Source organism: Pseudomonas sp. BP01 (assembly GCF_022760795.1).
GTDB lineage: Bacteria > Pseudomonadota > Gammaproteobacteria > Pseudomonadales > Pseudomonadaceae > Aquipseudomonas > Aquipseudomonas putida_Q.
Window position 1 is genome coordinate 1 of record NZ_JAFBKA010000040.1, and the last position, 17,363, is coordinate 17,363.

Here is a 17,363-nt window from a genome sequence, read left to right on the forward strand (position 1 = left end):
TCGTGGGCTCGGAGTTGTGTATAAGAGACAGCTCATGGAGGTCCTTGCTAGTCGATACGGATGTCCGTCTTCGATTATGAAGGTGAGCGAGTGATGGCTATTTGATGCTGGTCAATGAGCAAAAATCACAGACAACAAAAAACCCGCACTAGGCGGGTTTCTTGTTGTCGCTTCGGGTAACTTTGCAACCACCAGAAGCTGAAGGTGGTGCCCAGAGACGGAGTCGAACCGCCGACACGAGGATTTTCAATCCTCTGCTCTACCGACTGAGCTATCTGGGCGACGAGGTGAATTAAATAGATTTCCGGACCGCTCGTCAACGACTTTTTGAAAAAATTTTAAATTAATTCCGTCGCTTACGATTTTTGGGGTCATTCGGCCGGTGGAACGTAGCCTTCCGCCTGGGCGTATTCTTCGCCGGCGAAAAACTTGTCCATCTCTGCCTGAAGGAATTTGCGGTCCTCGGCGTTCATCATGTTCAGGCGCTTTTCATTGATCAGCATGGTCTGGTGCTTCTGCCAGTCGGCCCAGGCTTGCTGCGAGATGTGTTCGAAGATGTCCTGGCCCTTGGCGCCGGGGTAGGGCGGGCGCTCCAGGCCTGGCAGTTCTTCTTTGTACTTGCGGCACATCACGGTGCGGGTCATCGGGCGTCTCCTGCAATCAGTTCGTCGGCCGCGCGTTCAAGCAGCTTTTTCACCGGGGCAGCAAGGCCCAGGCGCGGCGGGGTGGCGAGGTTATACCAGAGCCAGTCGGCCTCGGCCACGTGCTCGCCGACCAAGTCGACGTGCACCAGCCAGGGCTCGATGGCCAGCTGGAAGTGGCTGAAGGTATGGGTCAGGCCTGCCATGGCCCGGCTGCCTGCCAGGCGCAGGCCGTGCTGATAGGCCAGGTCGTCGAGCTGTGCCAGGTCGTCCAGCTCCGGCAGGCTCCACAAACCACCCCAGAGGCCGCTGGATGGGCGGCGATAAAGCAGGATGGCGCCTTCGTGGTTGGCCAGCAGTGGCATCAGCGTGCGCCGTTGCGGCAGCGACTTGCGCGGCTTGGGCTCTGGGTAGCGGGTTTCTTCGCCGTGCAGGTGCGCCTCGCAGCCGCGCTGCAACGGGCAGATCAGGCAACTGGGCTTGCTGCGGGTGCACAGCGTGGCACCCATGTCCATCATGGCCTGGGTGTAATGGTTGGCGCGCTGCAGCGGTGTAAAACGCTCGGCCGTGGCCCACAGCTGGTTGGCCACCTTGGGCTCGCCAGGGTAGCCGGCCTGGGCGGTGTAGCGGGCCAGCACGCGCTTGACGTTACCGTCCAGGATCGGCGCGCGAATGCCCATGCTGATGCTGGCGATGGCGCCGGCGGTGGAGCGGCCGATGCCGGGCAACTCGGTGAGCTTCTCGACACTGAGCGGGAATTCGCCGCCATGTTGCTCGACGACGATCTTTGCAGCCTTTTGCAGGTTACGTGCGCGGGTGTAGTAGCCCAGCCCCGTCCACAGGTGCAGCACTTCGTCCTCCGGCGCCTCGGCCAGGGCCTGCACGGTCGGCAGGGCCTGCATGAACCGGTCGAAGTAGTTGAGCACGGTGCTGACCTGGGTCTGCTGCAACATGATTTCCGACACCCACACCCGGTACGGGGTGATGCCCTGTTGCCAGGGCAGGTCGTGCCGGCCGTGCTCGTCATACCAGTCCAGCACAGCGCTGGAGAACTGCTCGGGGCTCATCGCTTGAACAGCCCCTTGAGTGCGTCTTTTATTTCCGGGCTCACTTTGTCTCCGAGTTTCTCTTCGAGCTTTTCATCGATCTTGTCTTTCAGGCGGTCGCCAGCCAGCTTGGCGGCAACCTTACCCATACCGCCCTGGTCCAGGCGGCAGGCCTTGGCGCCGAGTTCCAGCGGGCCACGGCAGCGCAGGGGCACTTCAACACCCACATAGCGTTCGTTGACCTGGCAGGCCGGGTCCGGCATGGCGCGCTGGTCGCCTTCAACGATCACGCCGACGTTGTAGTCCATGCCCAGCACGCGCAGGTCGAGGTCGCCATGGCCGTTGACGGTCAGGCCCGGGATGCGCGCCTTGAGGTCTGGGTTGCTGGCAACGCCATTACGCACCACCAGGCTGCCGCGCAGTTCCTGGAACGGGGTGTCCTTGCCGCGTGGCTCGCCGCTCAGGGTCTTGCGGTTAAGGGTGGCGATGGCCTGGCACAGTTGCTGTTCCAGGTTGGCGTTGACCAGCACACCGTCATTGATGGTGAAGTTGGCGCTCCCGTTGAGGGTGTCGACCAGGGCTTTCTGGCTGTTGCCGGTGGCGGTCAGGTCGCTGGTCAGGGTCAGCAGGCCTTTCACCGGTGGTACCTGGTCCTTGCCTTCGGTCTTGATGAAGTGCTCTACCGGCACGCGCTGGATGTTGGTGTTCACACCCAGTTGCGGTACGGCAGGGCGCACGTCGACCGTGCCCTTGGCCTCGAAGGTGCCGTTGTACAGCTCGCCACGCAGGGTTTGCAGGGTCAGCAGGCCGCCCTGGCCGAGGGCCTTGAGCTGGGCGTCTGCGATCGGCAGCTTGTTCAGGGTCAGCGAGCCAAAGGCCAGGTCGGCTTGCAGGTCGAGAACGCGCAGGCGGTCGACCGGCAGCAGCTTGTCGTCGCTCCAGGCTACCTGCGTCGGGGCGTTGGGCAACGGTGTGGTGCCGGCACCGGCACCGGCCACGGCGCTGGCCTCTTGCTGCTTGACCTCGGCCTGGCGCGCGGCAGTGGCGCCCTTGGCCTCTTCGCTCTTGGCTGGCAGGTAGCGGTCTGCGTCGAAGGTATCGCCCTTCAGCTGCAGGCGCAGGGCCTGCTTGGCAAAGTCATCCACGGCCACACGGCCACTGAAGGTACTGTCGTCCAGCTTCACGGCCAGGTCTTCCAGGGCCAGGCTGTTGGCTGTGCCTTGCAGGCGGGTGACCAGCTCCAGCTTGGCGAAGGCTGCCGGGTCGTGGGTGGCAGGCAGCGGGCGGCCAATGCTGTCGAGGAAGGTGCGCAGGTTGAACTGGGCGATGGACAGGCCACCGCTCAGCTGTGGTGCCTTGTCCAGGTCACGCACATTCAGCTCGCCCAGGGCGCGCAGCTGGTTGGCCGAGACTTTCAGGCCGTTCCACGAGGCGACATTGGCGGCCAGGTCGACCAGTAGCTGGCCCTGGGCAGCGAAGGTCACCGTCTTGCCGCCGGTTGGCTCACCCGACGTTTCGCCCGACAGGCGCATGTCTTCGAAGTTGTAGCGCTTGAGTTTGCGGTCGAAGCGCAGCTCGCCGGCCAGCTCGGTGCGGGCCTTTACATTCGGCTCGCTGGCGCTGATGAAGGCGCTGGCCTTGAGCGGAATGTTCGCGCCTTCATGGACCGGGCCAGTGCTCAGCTGGATGCTCTCGGCGCTGTAGCTGTGGCCGGTCTTGGCATCGGTGTACTGCACACGGGCGTTGTTCACGGTCAGGCTGTCGATGTCCAGCTTGATGGCGCGGTCGTTGCTGTCGGCGGTGGCAGGCTTCTGCTCGGCAGGTGCCTGTACGGGTGCATCGGCGCTTGCACCGTTCTGCGCGGGCAGCGGTTTGCCGATGTCTTCCCAGTTGCCATGGCCCTGTTCGTCGCGGGCCAGGGTCAGGTTCAAGCCTTCGACGCGCACGTCGCTCATCTGCACTTCGCGGCGTAGCAGCGGCAGCACACGCACGGACAGGCCGAGCATTTGCAGGTCGGCGAACGGCTCCTTGGGTTTGGCCAAGGTGGCGATGCTTGCTTCGTGCAACTCCAGGCCCAGCCACGGGAACAGGCTCCAGCCGATGTCACCGTTAAGGGTCAGCTCGACGTGAGCCTTGTCCCGTGCCAGCTGGCGAATCTCGTCTTTGTAGTCGTTGGGATCAAAGAGGTGGGTCAGGGCGAAGCCCAGCGCCACGATGATCAGCAGCAACCCGAGAAGCCCCAGCCCCAGGATTTTGCCGAACGCTTTCATGGGCGAGTCCTTGTAGTCCGATAGTGAATTCACGCGGCAGAGTATAACGCCGCGGTGGTTGTCCCTGCTTATTCGACTAGAGATACAGGGCATTTCCTACGGTTGAAGCAGAGGGTACGGCTTTCGACAGCCAGGATTTTGCCAGTTCCGAATGTATGGCCGGTACAGCGAACATGACCGTTTCAGCCGAGCAAAAAATCACGATATCAGATTGCTTTCACGCCACTTGGCTCTGCTAATCTTGCGCCGCTTTGCGAGCACCCACCCTATAAGAAGGATCAGATCCATGACCAGTACCGTCGCGGCGGGGGCCTTGGCCAGTGCGCCAGGCTTCCTGTCGAAGGAGCGCATCATCGCCCGCCCGGGCTTCAACCGCTGGCTGGTCCCGCCAGCCGCCCTGGCCATCCACCTGTGCATCGGCATGGCCTACGGCTTTTCGGTGTTCTGGCTGCCTTTGTCGCAAGCCCTCGGTATTACCGCCCCCGTCGCCTGTGCGCCAGACATGGGCTTCATGGCCCGGATGTTCAGCGCCGAATGCGACTGGCCGATCTCGATGCTGAGCTGGATCTACACCCTGTTCTTCGTCTTCCTTGGCTGCTCGGCGGCGGTGCTGGGCGGTTGGCTGGAGCACGCCGGCCCACGCAAGGCCGGCCTGGTTTCGGCTTTGTGCTGGTGCGGCGGCATGCTGATCTCGGCCATTGGTGTAAAAACCCACCAACTGTGGCTGATGTGGCTGGGCTCCGGCGTGATCGGCGGTATCGGCCTGGGCCTGGGCTATATCTCGCCCGTGTCCACGCTGATCAAGTGGTTCCCGGACAAACGCGGCATGGCCACCGGCATGGCGATCATGGGCTTTGGCGGCGGGGCCATGGTGGGTGCACCGCTGGCCACCGCGCTGATGGGGCATTTTGGCAACGCGCACGAAGTGGGCGTATGGCAGAGCTTCGTCGCGATGGCGGCGATCTACTTCGTGTTCATGACGGCCGGCGCCCTGGCTTACCGCGTACCGCCGACCGGCTGGAAGCCCGAAGGCTGGACCGCCCCGGCGAAAAAAGCCGGTAACACCATGGTCACCGACCGCCATGTACACGTCAGTGTGGCGTGGAAAACCCCCCAGTTCGCGCTGATCTGGCTGGTGCTGTGCCTGAACGTGTCGGCGGGTATCGGTATTCTCGGCATGGCGTCGCCCCTGCTGCAGGAAGTGTTCGCCGGCAAATTGCTGGGTAACGAACTGACCTTCAGCCAGCTGAATGCTGCCCAGCTGGCGCAGATTGCCGCGATCGCCGCCGGCTTCACGGGCCTGTTGAGCCTGTTCAACATTGGCGGGCGGTTCTTCTGGGCGTCGTTCTCCGACTACATCGGGCGCAAGAACACCTACTTCGCCTTCTTCGCCCTGGGCGTTGGCCTTTACAGCCTGGTGCCGAACATGGGGCACCTGGGTAACGTGGCGCTGTTCGTGGCCGCGTTCTGCATCATCCTGTCGATGTATGGCGGCGGTTTCGCGACCGTGCCGGCGTACCTGGCTGACCTGTTCGGCACGCAGATGGTCGGCGCCATTCATGGTCGCCTGCTGACCGCCTGGGCAGCGGCGGGGGTGCTGGGCCCGGTATTGATCACTTACCTGCGCGAGTCTCAGCTGGCAGCGGGGGTAGAGCGCGCAGCGGCTTACGACATGACCTTGTACATCCTCGCCGGCCTGCTGGTACTGGGCTTTATCTGCAACATGCTGGTGCGCCCTGTGGCCGACAAGCACTTCATGAGCGATGCCGAGCTGGCGGCCGAGCGGGCGTTGAGCCATGACAAGGGCGCCGATGGGGCGCGGTCGCTGGAGTGGAAGGCGGCCCCGGGCAGCCTGGCGCTGGTGCTGCTGGCCTGGGCGGTGGTGGTCGTGCCGCTGGCCTGGGGTGTGTGGGTTACCTTGCAGAAGACCGCAGTGCTGTTCCATTGATGGGTGATATGGCCGGTTCCTGAAGGTCACTCGATCAGTTGTAGGAGCGGCCTTGTGTCGCGATGGGCTGCGCAGCAGCCCCAGCGTTTCAGCGTTTATGCATGGATCGCCGGGGCTGCTGCGCAGCCCATCGCGACACAAGGCCGCTCCTACAAAAAGCACCAAATGCACGGTTGTATAGACCTGTAGCGGCATCCAGCCCCCGTAATTGCTTGCTTTGCCATATGTCATCCGCGTTTCAAGCTGGCGCGTTCTGGGCCTATAATGGAGCCCTTTTCGCCCAATGATTTTGCGGAGCTGGTGATGGTCGAACGTAAGGCTTCCGTCGAGCGCAATACCCTGGAAACCCAGGTCAAGTGCTCGATCAACCTCGATGGCAGTGGCAAGGCCCGATTTGATATCGGTGTGCCTTTCCTTGAACACATGCTGGACCAGATTGCCCGCCATGGGCTGATCGATCTGGATATCGAGTGCAAGGGTGACCTGCATATCGACGATCACCATACCGTCGAGGACGTCGGTATTACCCTGGGCATGGCATTCGCCCAGGCCATCGGTGATAAGAAAGGTATCTTCCGTTACGGCCACGCCTACGTGCCGCTGGACGAAGCGCTGTCGCGCGTGGTCATCGACTTCTCCGGCCGCCCCGGCCTGCAGATGCACGTGCCGTATACCCGTGCCAGCGTTGGCGGCTTCGATGTCGACCTGTTCCAGGAGTTCTTCCAGGGCTTCGTCAACCACGCATTGGTAACGCTGCACATCGACAACCTGCGTGGCCACAACACCCACCACCAGATCGAAACCGTGTTCAAGGCATTCGGCCGCGCGCTGCGCATGGCTGTCACCCTCGACGAGCGCATGGCCGGGCAGATGCCGTCGACCAAAGGGTGCCTGTAAATGCAGACGGTAGCCGTAATCGACTATGGCATGGGCAACCTGCACTCGGTGGCCAAGGCGCTCGAGCACGTCGGTGCCGGCAAGGTGCTGGTCACCAGCGACGCTGCTGTCATCCGTGAAGCTGACCGCGTGGTATTCCCGGGTGTGGGCGCAATCCGCGACTGCATGGCCGAAATCCGCCGCCTGGGCTTCGACAGCCTGGTGCGCGAAGTAAGCCAGGACCGCCCGTTTCTCGGTATTTGCGTGGGCATGCAGGCGCTGCTTGACCACAGCGAGGAAAACGCCGGTGTCGACTGCATCGGCATGTTCCCAGGCCAGGTGCGTTTCTTCGGCAAAGACCTGCAAGAAGACGGCGAGCACCTGAAGGTGCCGCACATGGGCTGGAACGAAGTCAGCCAGACCATCCACCACCCGCTGTGGCACGACATCCCCGACCAGGCGCGTTTCTACTTCGTGCACAGCTACTACATCAATGCCGGCAAGCCGGGCCAGGTGGTCGGCCGCGGCCACTATGGCGTCGATTTTGCCGCTGCGCTGGCGGACGGCTCGCGCTTTGCCGTGCAGTTCCACCCGGAGAAGAGCCATACCCATGGCCTGCAGTTGCTGCAGAACTTCGTCGCCTGGGACGGGCGCTGGTAAATGAGCAGGTCGAAAGCCAAGGCCCCGGTCCTCACGTTGGCCCCCGAGCAGGAGCGCGATGCGCTCGACACGCTCAAGCGCTTCCTCGAAGACCGTTTCGAGCTGGAGCTGGGGTCGTTCGAGGTGGCCGAGGTGCTTGAGCTGTTCAGCAAAGAAATTGCACCCCTTTACTACAACAGGGCGATTGCCGATGTTCAGCTGCACCTCAAGGAGCGGTTCGAGAGCATCGAAAGCGATCTGTGGGCGCTCGAAAAGCCCTGAAACCCCAAGAACAGACAGGTTCCCAAGATGCTGATTATCCCCGCTATCGATCTGAAGGACGGTGCTTGCGTGCGCCTGCGCCAGGGCCGCATGGAAGACTCCACGGTATTTTCCGACGACCCGGTGAGCATGGCCGCCAAGTGGGTCGAGGGTGGCTGCCGCCGCCTGCACCTGGTCGACCTCAACGGCGCCTTCGAAGGCCAGCCGGTCAATGGTGAAGTGGTTACCGCCATCGCCAAGCGCTACCCCACCCTGCCGATCCAGATCGGCGGTGGCATCCGTTCGCTGGAAACCATCGAGCACTACGTCAAGGCTGGCGTCAGCTACGTGATCATCGGCACCAAGGCGGTCAAGCAGCCGGAGTTCGTGGCCGAAGCGTGCAAGGCCTTCCCGGGCAAGGTCATCGTTGGCCTGGATGCCAAGGACGGCTTCGTCGCCACCGACGGCTGGGCCGAAGTGAGCACCGTGCAGGTCATCGACCTGGCCAAGCGTTTCGAGGCCGATGGCGTCTCGGCGATCGTCTACACCGACATCGCCAAGGACGGCATGATGCAGGGCTGCAACGTGCCTTTCACCAAGGCACTGGCTGAAGCCACCCGCATTCCGGTCATCGCCTCGGGCGGCATCCACAACCTGGGCGACATCAAGGCCCTGCTGGACGCCAAGGCACCCGGCATCATCGGCGCCATCACCGGCCGTGCCATCTACGAAGGCACCCTCGATGTCGCCGAGGCCCAGGCCTTCTGCGACAACTACCAAGGCTGAGGACTGAACCATGGCACTGGCCAAGCGCATCATCCCTTGCCTGGACGTGGACAACGGCCGGGTGGTCAAGGGCGTCAAGTTCGAGAACATCCGTGATGCCGGCGACCCGGTGGAAATTGCCCGTCGCTACAACGAGCAGGGTGCCGACGAAATCACCTTCCTCGACATCACCGCCAGCGTCGATGGCCGCGACACCACCTTGCATACCGTCGAGCGCATGGCCAGCCAGGTGTTCATCCCGCTGACCGTGGGCGGTGGCGTGCGCACCGTGCAGGACATTCGCAACCTGCTCAATGCCGGTGCCGACAAGGTTTCGATCAACACCGCTGCGGTGTTCAACCCGGAGTTTGTGGGCGAGGCGGCGGACCGTTTCGGTTCGCAGTGCATCGTTGTCGCCATCGATGCCAAGAAGGTGTCCGGGCCAGGTGAAACGCCACGCTGGGAAATCTTCACCCACGGCGGGCGCAAGCCGACCGGGCTGGATGCAGTCGAGTGGGCGAAGAAGATGGAGGGCCTGGGCGCTGGCGAGATCCTGCTGACCAGCATGGACCAGGACGGCATGAAGAACGGCTTCGACCTGGGTGTTACCCGCGCCATCAGTGATGCGCTGGGCATTCCGGTGATTGCCTCGGGGGGTGTGGGTAACCTGCAGCACCTGGCTGACGGCATTCTGGAAGGGCATGCCAGCGCGGTGCTGGCGGCCAGTATCTTCCACTTTGGCGAGTACACGGTGCCGGAGGCCAAGGCCTACATGGCATCGCGCGGCATCGTCGTTCGCTGATCCATTGATTGGGGCTGCTTTGCAGCCCTTCGCGGGCACGCCCGCTCCCACAGGGATCTCTCCAAACCTGTGGGAGCGGGCGTGCCCGCGAAGGGCCGCAACGCGGCCCCAATTGCCTCAACCGTGGTTCTTGCCGAGCAACGCGTGATACAGCTCGGTATCCCCAAGAATCCCCACCACCCTGTCGTTATCCTGCAGCACCAGCTTGTTGCCGGTCTGATAACGAATCTGCAGCGCCTCGCGCATGCCGATGTCGGCGTGCACCACGGTCGGCCTGCGCTCCAGCAGCTCCACATCCTGCCCCGGTGCCCAGTTCTGCATGTCCAGCCCGTTCTGGCCCTGGCGTGCACGCTTGAGCGCGCCACCTTCGCCCAGGTCCAGCCACGAATCGATACCCGGGTCCAGGCACACCGAGCCATTGACCCGCTTGCACTTGTCCAGGCTGCGCATCAGGCTGCGGCCGCACAGCACGTTCAGCGGGTTGGTGTGGGCGACGAAGGTACGCACGTACTCGTCGGCCGGGTTGAGCACGATCTCTTCCGGCTTGCTGTACTGGATGATCCGCCCGTCCTTCATGATCGCAATGCGGGTACCCAGCTTCAGTGCCTCGTCCAGGTCGTGGCTGACGAACACGATGGTCTTGCTCAGCTTGGCCTGCAGGCCCAGCAGCTCGTCTTGCAGGCCCTGGCGGATTAGCGGGTCCAGTGCCGAGAACGGTTCGTCCATCAGCAGGATGTCGGCATCCATCGCCAGCGCCCGGGCCAGGCCCACGCGTTGCTGCATGCCGCCAGACAGCTCGTCCGGCTTCTTGTTGCGCCACTGGGTCAGGCCCACCAGCTCAAGCTTCTCGTCCACCAGCTTGCGCCGTTCCTTTTCCGGGCGGCCCTGCATTTCCAGGCCAAAGCTGATGTTCTCGCGCACCGTCAGCCAGGGCATCAGGGCAAACTTCTGGAACACCATGGCAATGCGCTTGGTGCGCATCATCTTCAGCTCGGCCGGGGTGCAGTGGGCAATGTCGATATGCTTGCCTTCGTGCTCGACAAACAGCTTGCCGCGGCTGACCGTGTTGAGGCCGTTGATGCACCGCAGCAGGCTCGACTTGCCCGAGCCGGACAAGCCCATCAGCACGCAGATCTCGCCCTTGTTGATATCGAGGTTGGCCTTTTCGACGCCGACCACCAGGCCCGTCTGCTTGAGGATCTGTTCGCGGGTCTTGCCCTGGTCCAGCAGCGACAGTGCCTCGCGCGGCTTGTTGGAGAAAATGACGTCGACGTCTTCGAAACGAATGATGCTCATGCCTCACCCCTTACCGGCAGTTCCGGTTGCTTGCAGATACGGTCGAGCATGATTGCCAGCAGCACGATCGCCAGGCCCGCTTCGAAGCCCAGGGAAATATCGGCGGTATTCAGTGCGTTGACCACAGGTTTGCCCAGGCCGTCGGCGCCCACCAGGGCGGCGATCACCACCATCGACAGCGACAGCATGATGCACTGGGTGACGCCGGCGGCGATGCTGGGCATCGCATGCGGCAGTTCGATACGGGTCAGCAGTTGGCGCCGCGAGCAGCCAAACGCCTTGCCGGCGTCCATCAGCTCTTGCGGGACGTCGCAGATGCCCAGGTAGGTGAGGCGGATTGGCGCCGCAATGGCGAACACCACGGTAGAGATCAGCCCCGGTACCACGCCCAGGCCGAACAGGGTCAGGGTAGGGATCAGGTAGACAAAAGTGGGCACCGTCTGCATCAAGTCGAGTACCGGGCGCATGGCGGTATAGAACATCGGTTTGTGCGCAGCGAGGATGCCTAGCGGCACGCCAATCACCACGCACACCACCGTGGCGAAGGTCACCTGCGCCAGGGTTTCCATGGTTTCCTGCCAGTAACCCAGGTTGAAGATAAGCAGGAATGACAGGGCAACGAATGCGGTCAGCCCCCACTTGCGCTGGATCAGGTGCGCCAAGCCGGCGAACAGGGCGATGAGGACGAAAGGGTTGAACCAGGTCAGGGCACTGGTGACGCCATGGATCATGAATTCCAGGCCTTGCGCGATGGCGTCGAAGTAATTCGCGCCGTTCTGGGTCAGCCACTCGACGAACGACGCGATGTACTGGCCCAGGGGTATTTTCTGATCGATAAGCATGATAGCGAGCTTCCACCTGCATAGATTGAAATCAACCCGGGGCAGGCACGGTCCTGCCCCGAGGTAGCGCTATTGCGTGGTGCGTTATTGCGCCAGCTTGGCCTTGGCCGCCTCAAGGCCGGGTTTGCCATCAACAGTGGTAACGCCGGCAAGCCAGGTGTCCAGCTTGCCGGGGTTGTCTTTAAGCCACTTCTTGGCGGCTGCTTCGGGTTTCATCTTGTCGTCCAGGACATAGCCCATCATGGTGCTTTCATCCTTGAGCTCGAACGACAGGTTCTTGAGCAGTTGGCCAACGTTGCTGCATTCCTGCGCGTAGCCCTTGCGGGTATTGGTCAATACGGTCGCCTTGCCGAAATCGGGGCCGAAGAACTCATCCCCGCCGGTCAGGTACTGCATCTTGAAGCGGGTGTTCATCGGGTGCGGTTCCCAGCCCAGGAACACGACCGACTCGCCACGTTTCTGCGCGCGGTCGACCTGCGACAGCATGCCGGCCTCGCTCGATTGCACAATCTTGAAACCGGCGTCCTTCAGGCCGAAGGCGTTCTTGTCGATCATGCTCTGGATGGTGCGGTTGCCATCGTTGCCAGGTTCGATGCCGTAGATCTTGCCGTCCAGTTCCTGCTTGAACTTGGGAATGTCGGCAAAATCCTTCAGGCCCTTGTCGTACAACGCCTGGGGCACGGCCAGGGTGTACTTGGCGTTTTCCAGGTTGGCGCGCACCGTTTCTACGGTGCCGGCGTCGCGGTACTGCTTGATGTCGTTCTCCATGGTCGGCATCCAGTTGCCGAGAAACACGTCCAGGTCCTTGCCGGTGGCCAGCGACTTGTAGGTCACTGGTACCGAGATCATGGTGGTGTGGGTCTTGTAACCCAGGGCTTCGAGCACAACGCTGGTGGTCGCGGTCGTGACTGTGATGTCGGTCCAGCCGACGTCGGAGAAACGTACCGTCTGACACTGCTCGGGTTCGGCGGCCTGGGCCAGCAAGGGCGTGGACAGCAACGCAACCAGCAACAGCGAGGGTGAACCTTTCATGGATGGACTCCTGAGATATTGTCTTCGGGTTCGCGTGGGTCGCCGGGCTTTCTGAGGGTCCGGTCGACCAGGCCTGCAGAGGGCAGGATGCGTGGCCGTGCTTTACGAGTCGCTTTCGATAATCCTCCAGCGCCGGGCAATCGCCTACTGGTAGGGTCGTATCCAGTACGGAACGGGTCGTATCCAGTAAGGGCGATGTCGCTTATGGGTTTATCCACCCCCTCGGCCGCATTTTTGCGTCACCTGGCCGCCGGAAAGCGGCGTGGCGAGGGCCGCTCGTTGAGCAAAAACAGCGCGGCGCGGCTGGACAAAAGTACGTCGGTTGCAGACGGCGAGGGGTGGGGTAAAAGCCCGATGATGCTGGCATTCAAGGCGGCCCGCTGTTTGAGCCTAGCAGTTGCCCCGCCCTGCGCATGGCGCGCAGAGACAAGCCCAGCAAGAGGTGATTCGACAATGGCCATCAGCGTGTTCGACCTGTTCAAGATCGGTGTCGGGCCCTCCAGCTCCCACACCGTCGGCCCCATGTGTGCTGGCGCCCTGTTTGTTCAGGGCCTGCGCGAACGCGGCGAGCTGGAACGTGTGAAACGGATCGAGGTGCGCCTGTATGGCTCGCTGTCGGCCACCGGTATCGGTCACGGCACCGACAACGCCACCATCATGGGCTTGATGGGCGAGTGGCCTGACGCCATTGACCCGACCCAGATCGTGCCGCGTATTGCCGACCTGCGCGAAACCAACACCCTGCAGCTGGACAGCCGCTTGCCCATCGAATTCGTCTGGGCCCGCGACATGCTGCTGCTGGACGAAAACCTGCCGTACCACCCCAACGCCATGACCCTGGTTGCCGAAGGCGAGCAGGGCGAGTTGCACCGCGACACCTACTACTCGGTGGGTGGCGGCTTTGTGGTCGATGCCGCCCAGGCCGCCAGCGGTGTGCTGGATGCCGACCAGACGGTGCTGCCGTACGATTTCAACAGCGCTGCCGAACTGCTACGCCTGTGCAAGCAAAACGACCTCAGCGTGTCGCAATTGATGATGGCCAACGAGAAGGTCTGGCGCAGCGAGGAAGAGATCCGCGCCGGCCTGCACAAGCTCTGGGAAGCCATGCAGGAATGCGTCAACAATGGCCTTAAATACGAAGGCACGCTGCCCGGCGGGCTGAACGTGCGCCGCCGCGCCGCCAAGCTGCACCGCAGCCTGCAAGAGATCGGCAAGCCCAACGTGATCGGCTCGACGATGAGCGCCATGGAATGGGTCAACCTGTTCGCCCTGGCGGTCAACGAAGAGAACGCCGCCGGTGGCCGCATGGTTACCGCGCCCACCAATGGCGCAGCCGGCATCATTCCGGCGGTGTTGCACTACTACATGCGCTTCAGCGATGAGGTGAACGAGTCCAGCATTGTCGATTACTTCCTGGCCGCGGCTGCCGTGGGCATCCTGTGCAAGAAGAACGCGTCGATTTCCGGTGCCGAAGTGGGCTGCCAGGGTGAAGTCGGCTCAGCCTGCGCCATGGCCGCGGCGGGCCTTGCCGAAGTGCTCGGTGCCACCCCGCCACAGGTAGAGAACGCCGCCGAGATTGCCCTGGAGCACAACCTTGGCCTGACCTGCGACCCGGTCGGCGGGCTGGTGCAGGTGCCATGCATCGAGCGCAACGCGATTGCTGCGGTAAAAGCCATCAACGCGGTGCAGATGGCGCTGCGCGGTGATGGCGAGCACTTCATCTCCCTCGACCAGGTGATCCGCACCATGCGCGATACCGGTGCCGACATGCACGACAAGTACAAAGAGACCTCGCGCGGTGGCTTGGCGGTCAGCGCTATCGAGTGCTGATTTCTACCAGGTTTGCTGGCCCCTTCGCGGGTGAACCCGCTCCCACAGGAGTTACGCAGTGCCTGTGGGAGCGGGTTCACCCGCGAAGGGGCCTTGGAAGGTTGAAGCAGGTGCAACACAACCACCAATGCCTCCTTATGGTGCGCCCGCCGCCTACCGATCGTCGGGTGTCGCTATCAGTGTGGGCATTGTCGGTGACACTCAAGAGTGTCGTTTCTGGGCAACTTACACTGCACGTGTCACCAAATTGCTCAGCCGTTACACGCACGGCGCCTAGCACGCCTGTTTTGCGACTATCAGCCAACTCGGCCGAAGCACCTGATTTGCCTGATGAAGGTGTCGTTTTCAGGTTTTTTTGGATAGCCGTTCAATTTCAGGCACGGCGTTTGCGTTGAGATTGGCAACCTACCCCCGGAAAATGACCGAGGGGTCATAACAAGAAATCAGTGCCCGCCTGAGGCACACCCTGCATTTGTGTGAGGAGAAATCGCGATGACGTCGTACACCTCCGGGACCCCAACCCAGAACCGCACAGCACCCCAGTCCATCGGGTTTCTTCTACTGGACAATTTCACCCTGATTTCCCTGGCATCGGCGGTCGAGCCGCTGCGTATGGCCAACCAGCTTTCCGGCCGCGAGCTGTATCGCTGGCACACCCTGACGGTGGACGGCGGCCAGGTCTGGGCCAGCGACGGCCTGCAGATCACCCCCGATGCGGCCATGCACAGCGCGCCGCCCATCGATACCGTGATCGTCTGCGGTGGCGTGGGCATCCAGCGCACGGTTACCCGCGAGCATGTCACCTGGCTGCAGGCCCAGGCCCGTCAGTCGCGCCGCCTGGGCGCGGTGTGTACCGGCAGCTGGGCCCTGGCGTGCGCCGGCCTGCTCGACGGTTTTGATTGCAGTGTGCACTGGGAGTGCCTGGCGGCCATGCAGGAGGCCTACCCGCGAGTGAACATGAGCACCCGCCTGTTCACCCTCGACCGTAACCGCTTCACCAGCTCCGGCGGCACTGCGCCGCTGGACATGATGTTGCACCTGATCAGCCGCGACCATGGCCGCGAGCTGTCGGCGGCCATCTCCGAGATGTTCGTCTACGAGCGCATCCGCAACGAGCAGGACCACCAGCGCGTGCCGCTCAAGCATATGCTGGGTACCAACCAGCCAAAGTTGCAGGAAATCGTCGCGCTGATGGAGGCCAACCTCGAAGAGCCGATCGACCTGGACGAACTGGCGGTGTACGTGTCGGTGTCGCGACGCCAGCTTGAGCGGTTGTTCCAGAAGTACCTGCACTGCTCGCCATCGCGCTACTACCTGAAACTGCGCCTGATCCGTGCGCGGCAGTTGTTGAAGCAAACGCCGATGTCGATCATCGAAGTGGCGTCGGTGTGCGGCTTTGTGTCTACCCCTCACTTCTCCAAGTGCTACCGCGAGTACTTCGGCATTCCGCCGCGTGACGAGCGCGTGGGTTCCAACACCGCGCAGCAGGTAGCGATGATGCCGATTCCGCAGGCCATGACCCTGTCGCCACACAGCGGGCCGATGGCGGCGCTGAGCCAGGCGCGCAACGAGTCGACCTTTGCCAGCGTAAGGCTCTGACACCGCGCCGGCCTCTTCGCGGGCACGCCCGCTCCCACAGGTACTGCGCATGGCTTGATGGCGATGCGGTCAATGTGGGAGCGGGCGTGCCCGCGAAAAGGCCGGCACTGGCAATAAAAATCCACCTGTTGATAATGATTCTCGACTACAGGTAGCATCGCCGCCCCCGAAACCCTCTGGCATACCACCCCGTGGCGGACGAAAAACTCCAGTTCTACCTGGCCCACCGGGCGGCATTGCTTGACTATGCCGCGCCGATCGTCGGCTGCCGCGCCCGCGCCGAAGACGTGGTGCAGGAGGCGTGGCTGCGCTTCAGCCGCCAGCAGGACGATGCCGACATTCGCCACCCGGCCAGCTACCTGTACCGCATCGTGCGCAACCTGGCCCTCGACCAGACCCGCCGTACCGCCACCGAAAAAGCCCAACCCAGACGACGTGCAGTTGATCGGTGTGCTGGGCAAGGTGGGGCTGGGAGCCCTGGTTGGGCAACTGGACAAGCAGGCTGAGTGGGAACGCTTGCTCTCCGGCGGGGAGCAGCAGCGGTTGAGCCTGGCGCGGGCGTTGCTGTACCGGCCGGATACCTTGTACCTGGATGAGGCGGCCAGCCAGCTGGATCTGGGCAGTGCCCGGGGTTTGATGGAAATGCTCAGGCGGGAGTTGCCGCGGTGTACGGTGGTGGGGGTGACACACCAGGAAGGGCTGGCACGGCTGTTTGACCGGACTGCAGAACTGGAGAAGCTGGCTGAGCCTGTGTAAGGCAGGCCTGGCCCTATCGCCGGCAAGCCAGCTCCCACAGGTACTGCACAGGCCTGGGGGCTTGAGTAATTCCTTTAAGGCAGGCCTGGCCCTATCGCCGGCAAGCCAGCTCCCACAGGTATTGCACAGGCCTCGGGCTTTGTGTAATCACTGTGGGAGCTGGCTTGCCGGCGATAGGGGCAGTACAGGAAAAATGAATCAGGCCCGCTTGTTGAAACTCGCCAGCGCTGGCAACAGCTGCTTGTCGATGGCCTGGCGCACCGCCGGCAGAATCGTCGCACTCCCGGTATACATCTGCTCGACCATACCCTTCAGCGCCCGCGCATTAGGCTCTGTCAGCCCACGTACCACCGCTTCGCAAGCCTGCTCGGCACTGGCGCCCGCCGGAATCTCGAACCCGCGTGCGCGCAGGTGGCCTGCCAGGTCGTCCTGATCAATCAAATCCGCATGCATCATGGCTGTTGTCCCTTTTATCGCTAAGAGAGTGCTGCTGTGATTTACGACCGATTCTGTGGCGACCGCGACATGCCCGCAACAACAAGATGTCGCCATGACTGCTTTGGCTAAGAACAGGTCGTTTACGGCTAAATCGCCTACCCGGCAAGCCAGCACACTGAAGCCATTCACGGTACCAGAGGGTTTGGTCACCCTCGCTCATGCACAGTGGATGTTGCTCGCTCTTGGCCCCGGACGCTCACGGCTTTCCGGGGCTATTTTTATTCCGCTTATTCCACCTGTACAACCATACACCTAGCATTTT

The 17,363-nt window shown here is 62.6% G+C and carries 17 protein-coding genes and 1 tRNA gene; 10 read left to right on the forward strand and 8 right to left on the reverse strand.

Features of this window, described 5'->3' with window-relative positions; translation table 11 throughout:
- Nucleotides 1-205: 205 nt before the first annotated feature.
- The 4 genes from JOY50_RS25475 to JOY50_RS25490 form a co-directional block, all read right to left on the reverse strand.
- Nucleotides 206-281 (reverse strand) — tRNA-Phe (locus JOY50_RS25475).
- A 90-nt stretch (nucleotides 282-371) separates the two neighbouring features.
- Nucleotides 372-644, reverse strand: coding sequence for an oxidative damage protection protein (locus JOY50_RS25480; RefSeq protein WP_016484501.1), 273 nt, complete (start codon nucleotides 642-644; stop codon nucleotides 372-374).
- Nucleotides 641-1,708: an A/G-specific adenine glycosylase gene (gene mutY / locus JOY50_RS25485; RefSeq protein ID WP_243056046.1), complete on the reverse strand. Its 1,068-nt coding sequence runs from the start codon at nucleotides 1,706-1,708 to the stop codon at nucleotides 641-643. The genes JOY50_RS25480 and mutY overlap by 4 nt, the downstream gene beginning before the upstream one ends.
- Entirely contained in the window at nucleotides 1,705-3,957 is a 2,253-nt protein-coding gene (locus tag JOY50_RS25490; protein ID WP_243056047.1) for an AsmA family protein, read from the reverse strand. The genes mutY and JOY50_RS25490 overlap by 4 nt, the downstream gene beginning before the upstream one ends.
- A 286-nt stretch (nucleotides 3,958-4,243) precedes the next feature.
- Between JOY50_RS25490 and JOY50_RS25495 the strand changes: the two genes are divergently transcribed.
- The 6 genes from JOY50_RS25495 (at nucleotide 4,244) to hisF (ending at nucleotide 9,248) form a co-directional block, all read left to right on the forward strand.
- Nucleotides 4,244-5,905 (forward strand): OFA family MFS transporter, encoded by a 1,662-nt coding sequence (locus JOY50_RS25495; protein WP_132842899.1) that lies wholly within the window; start codon nucleotides 4,244-4,246, stop codon nucleotides 5,903-5,905.
- Nucleotides 5,906-6,208: 303 nt separating this feature from the next.
- Nucleotides 6,209-6,802, forward strand: coding sequence for an imidazoleglycerol-phosphate dehydratase HisB (hisB, locus tag JOY50_RS25500; RefSeq protein ID WP_023532883.1), 594 nt, complete (start codon nucleotides 6,209-6,211; stop codon nucleotides 6,800-6,802).
- Entirely contained in the window at nucleotides 6,803-7,441 is a 639-nt protein-coding gene (hisH, locus tag JOY50_RS25505) for an imidazole glycerol phosphate synthase subunit HisH (protein WP_138736476.1), read from the forward strand.
- Nucleotides 7,442-7,702 carry a DUF2164 domain-containing protein gene (locus JOY50_RS25510; protein WP_138736477.1) on the forward strand — a complete coding sequence of 87 codons (261 nt, stop codon included), beginning with the start codon at nucleotides 7,442-7,444 and terminating at the stop codon, nucleotides 7,700-7,702. It abuts the gene before it with no gap.
- 27 nt (nucleotides 7,703-7,729) lie between these two features.
- Nucleotides 7,730-8,467, forward strand: coding sequence for a 1-(5-phosphoribosyl)-5-[(5-phosphoribosylamino)methylideneamino]imidazole-4-carboxamide isomerase (hisA, locus tag JOY50_RS25515; RefSeq protein ID WP_016484508.1), 738 nt, complete (start codon nucleotides 7,730-7,732; stop codon nucleotides 8,465-8,467).
- 10 nt (nucleotides 8,468-8,477) lie between these two features.
- The gene (hisF, locus tag JOY50_RS25520; protein WP_008091498.1) at nucleotides 8,478-9,248 is read left to right on the forward strand and encodes an imidazole glycerol phosphate synthase subunit HisF; all 771 of its coding nucleotides are present in this window, start codon (nucleotides 8,478-8,480) and stop codon (nucleotides 9,246-9,248) included.
- A 117-nt stretch (nucleotides 9,249-9,365) separates the two neighbouring features.
- Here the strand turns inward: hisF and choV are convergent, their stop codons facing one another.
- The 3 genes from choV to JOY50_RS25535 form a co-directional block, all read right to left on the reverse strand.
- Complete coding sequence (choV, locus tag JOY50_RS25525) at nucleotides 9,366-10,544, reverse strand: choline ABC transporter ATP-binding protein (RefSeq protein ID WP_243056048.1); 1,179 nt, start codon at nucleotides 10,542-10,544, stop codon at nucleotides 9,366-9,368.
- Complete coding sequence (choW, locus tag JOY50_RS25530; RefSeq protein WP_169725175.1) at nucleotides 10,541-11,389, reverse strand: choline ABC transporter permease subunit; 849 nt, start codon at nucleotides 11,387-11,389, stop codon at nucleotides 10,541-10,543. Before choW ends, choV begins: the two co-directional genes overlap by 4 nt.
- Nucleotides 11,390-11,470: 81 nt before the next feature.
- Nucleotides 11,471-12,418 (reverse strand): choline ABC transporter substrate-binding protein, encoded by a 948-nt coding sequence (locus JOY50_RS25535; protein WP_063423977.1) that lies wholly within the window; start codon nucleotides 12,416-12,418, stop codon nucleotides 11,471-11,473.
- 453 nt (nucleotides 12,419-12,871) lie between these two features.
- Here JOY50_RS25535 and JOY50_RS25540 point away from each other — a divergent pair, with 453 nt between their 5' ends.
- The 4 genes from JOY50_RS25540 to JOY50_RS25555 all read left to right on the forward strand — a co-directional run bounded on the left by JOY50_RS25540 (nucleotide 12,872) and on the right by JOY50_RS25555 (nucleotide 16,603).
- Nucleotides 12,872-14,248 (forward strand): L-serine ammonia-lyase, encoded by a 1,377-nt coding sequence (locus tag JOY50_RS25540; protein ID WP_243056049.1) that lies wholly within the window; start codon nucleotides 12,872-12,874, stop codon nucleotides 14,246-14,248.
- Between the two features lie 492 nt (nucleotides 14,249-14,740).
- On the forward strand, nucleotides 14,741-15,847 hold the full coding sequence (locus JOY50_RS25545; protein ID WP_016484513.1) for a GlxA family transcriptional regulator: 1,107 nt from the start codon (nucleotides 14,741-14,743) through the stop codon (nucleotides 15,845-15,847).
- Nucleotides 15,848-16,038: 191 nt separating this feature from the next.
- Nucleotides 16,039-16,353: a sigma factor gene (locus JOY50_RS25550; RefSeq protein ID WP_405046013.1), complete on the forward strand. Its 315-nt coding sequence runs from the start codon at nucleotides 16,039-16,041 to the stop codon at nucleotides 16,351-16,353.
- Entirely contained in the window at nucleotides 16,283-16,603 is a 321-nt protein-coding gene (locus JOY50_RS25555) for an ATP-binding cassette domain-containing protein (RefSeq protein WP_274089785.1), read from the forward strand. The genes JOY50_RS25550 and JOY50_RS25555 overlap by 71 nt, the downstream gene beginning before the upstream one ends.
- A gap of 198 nt (nucleotides 16,604-16,801) precedes the next feature.
- Here the strand turns inward: JOY50_RS25555 and JOY50_RS25560 are convergent, their stop codons facing one another.
- Nucleotides 16,802-17,059, reverse strand: coding sequence for a hypothetical protein (locus JOY50_RS25560; protein ID WP_012316666.1), 258 nt, complete (start codon nucleotides 17,057-17,059; stop codon nucleotides 16,802-16,804).
- Nucleotides 17,060-17,363: the final 304 nt, after the last annotated feature.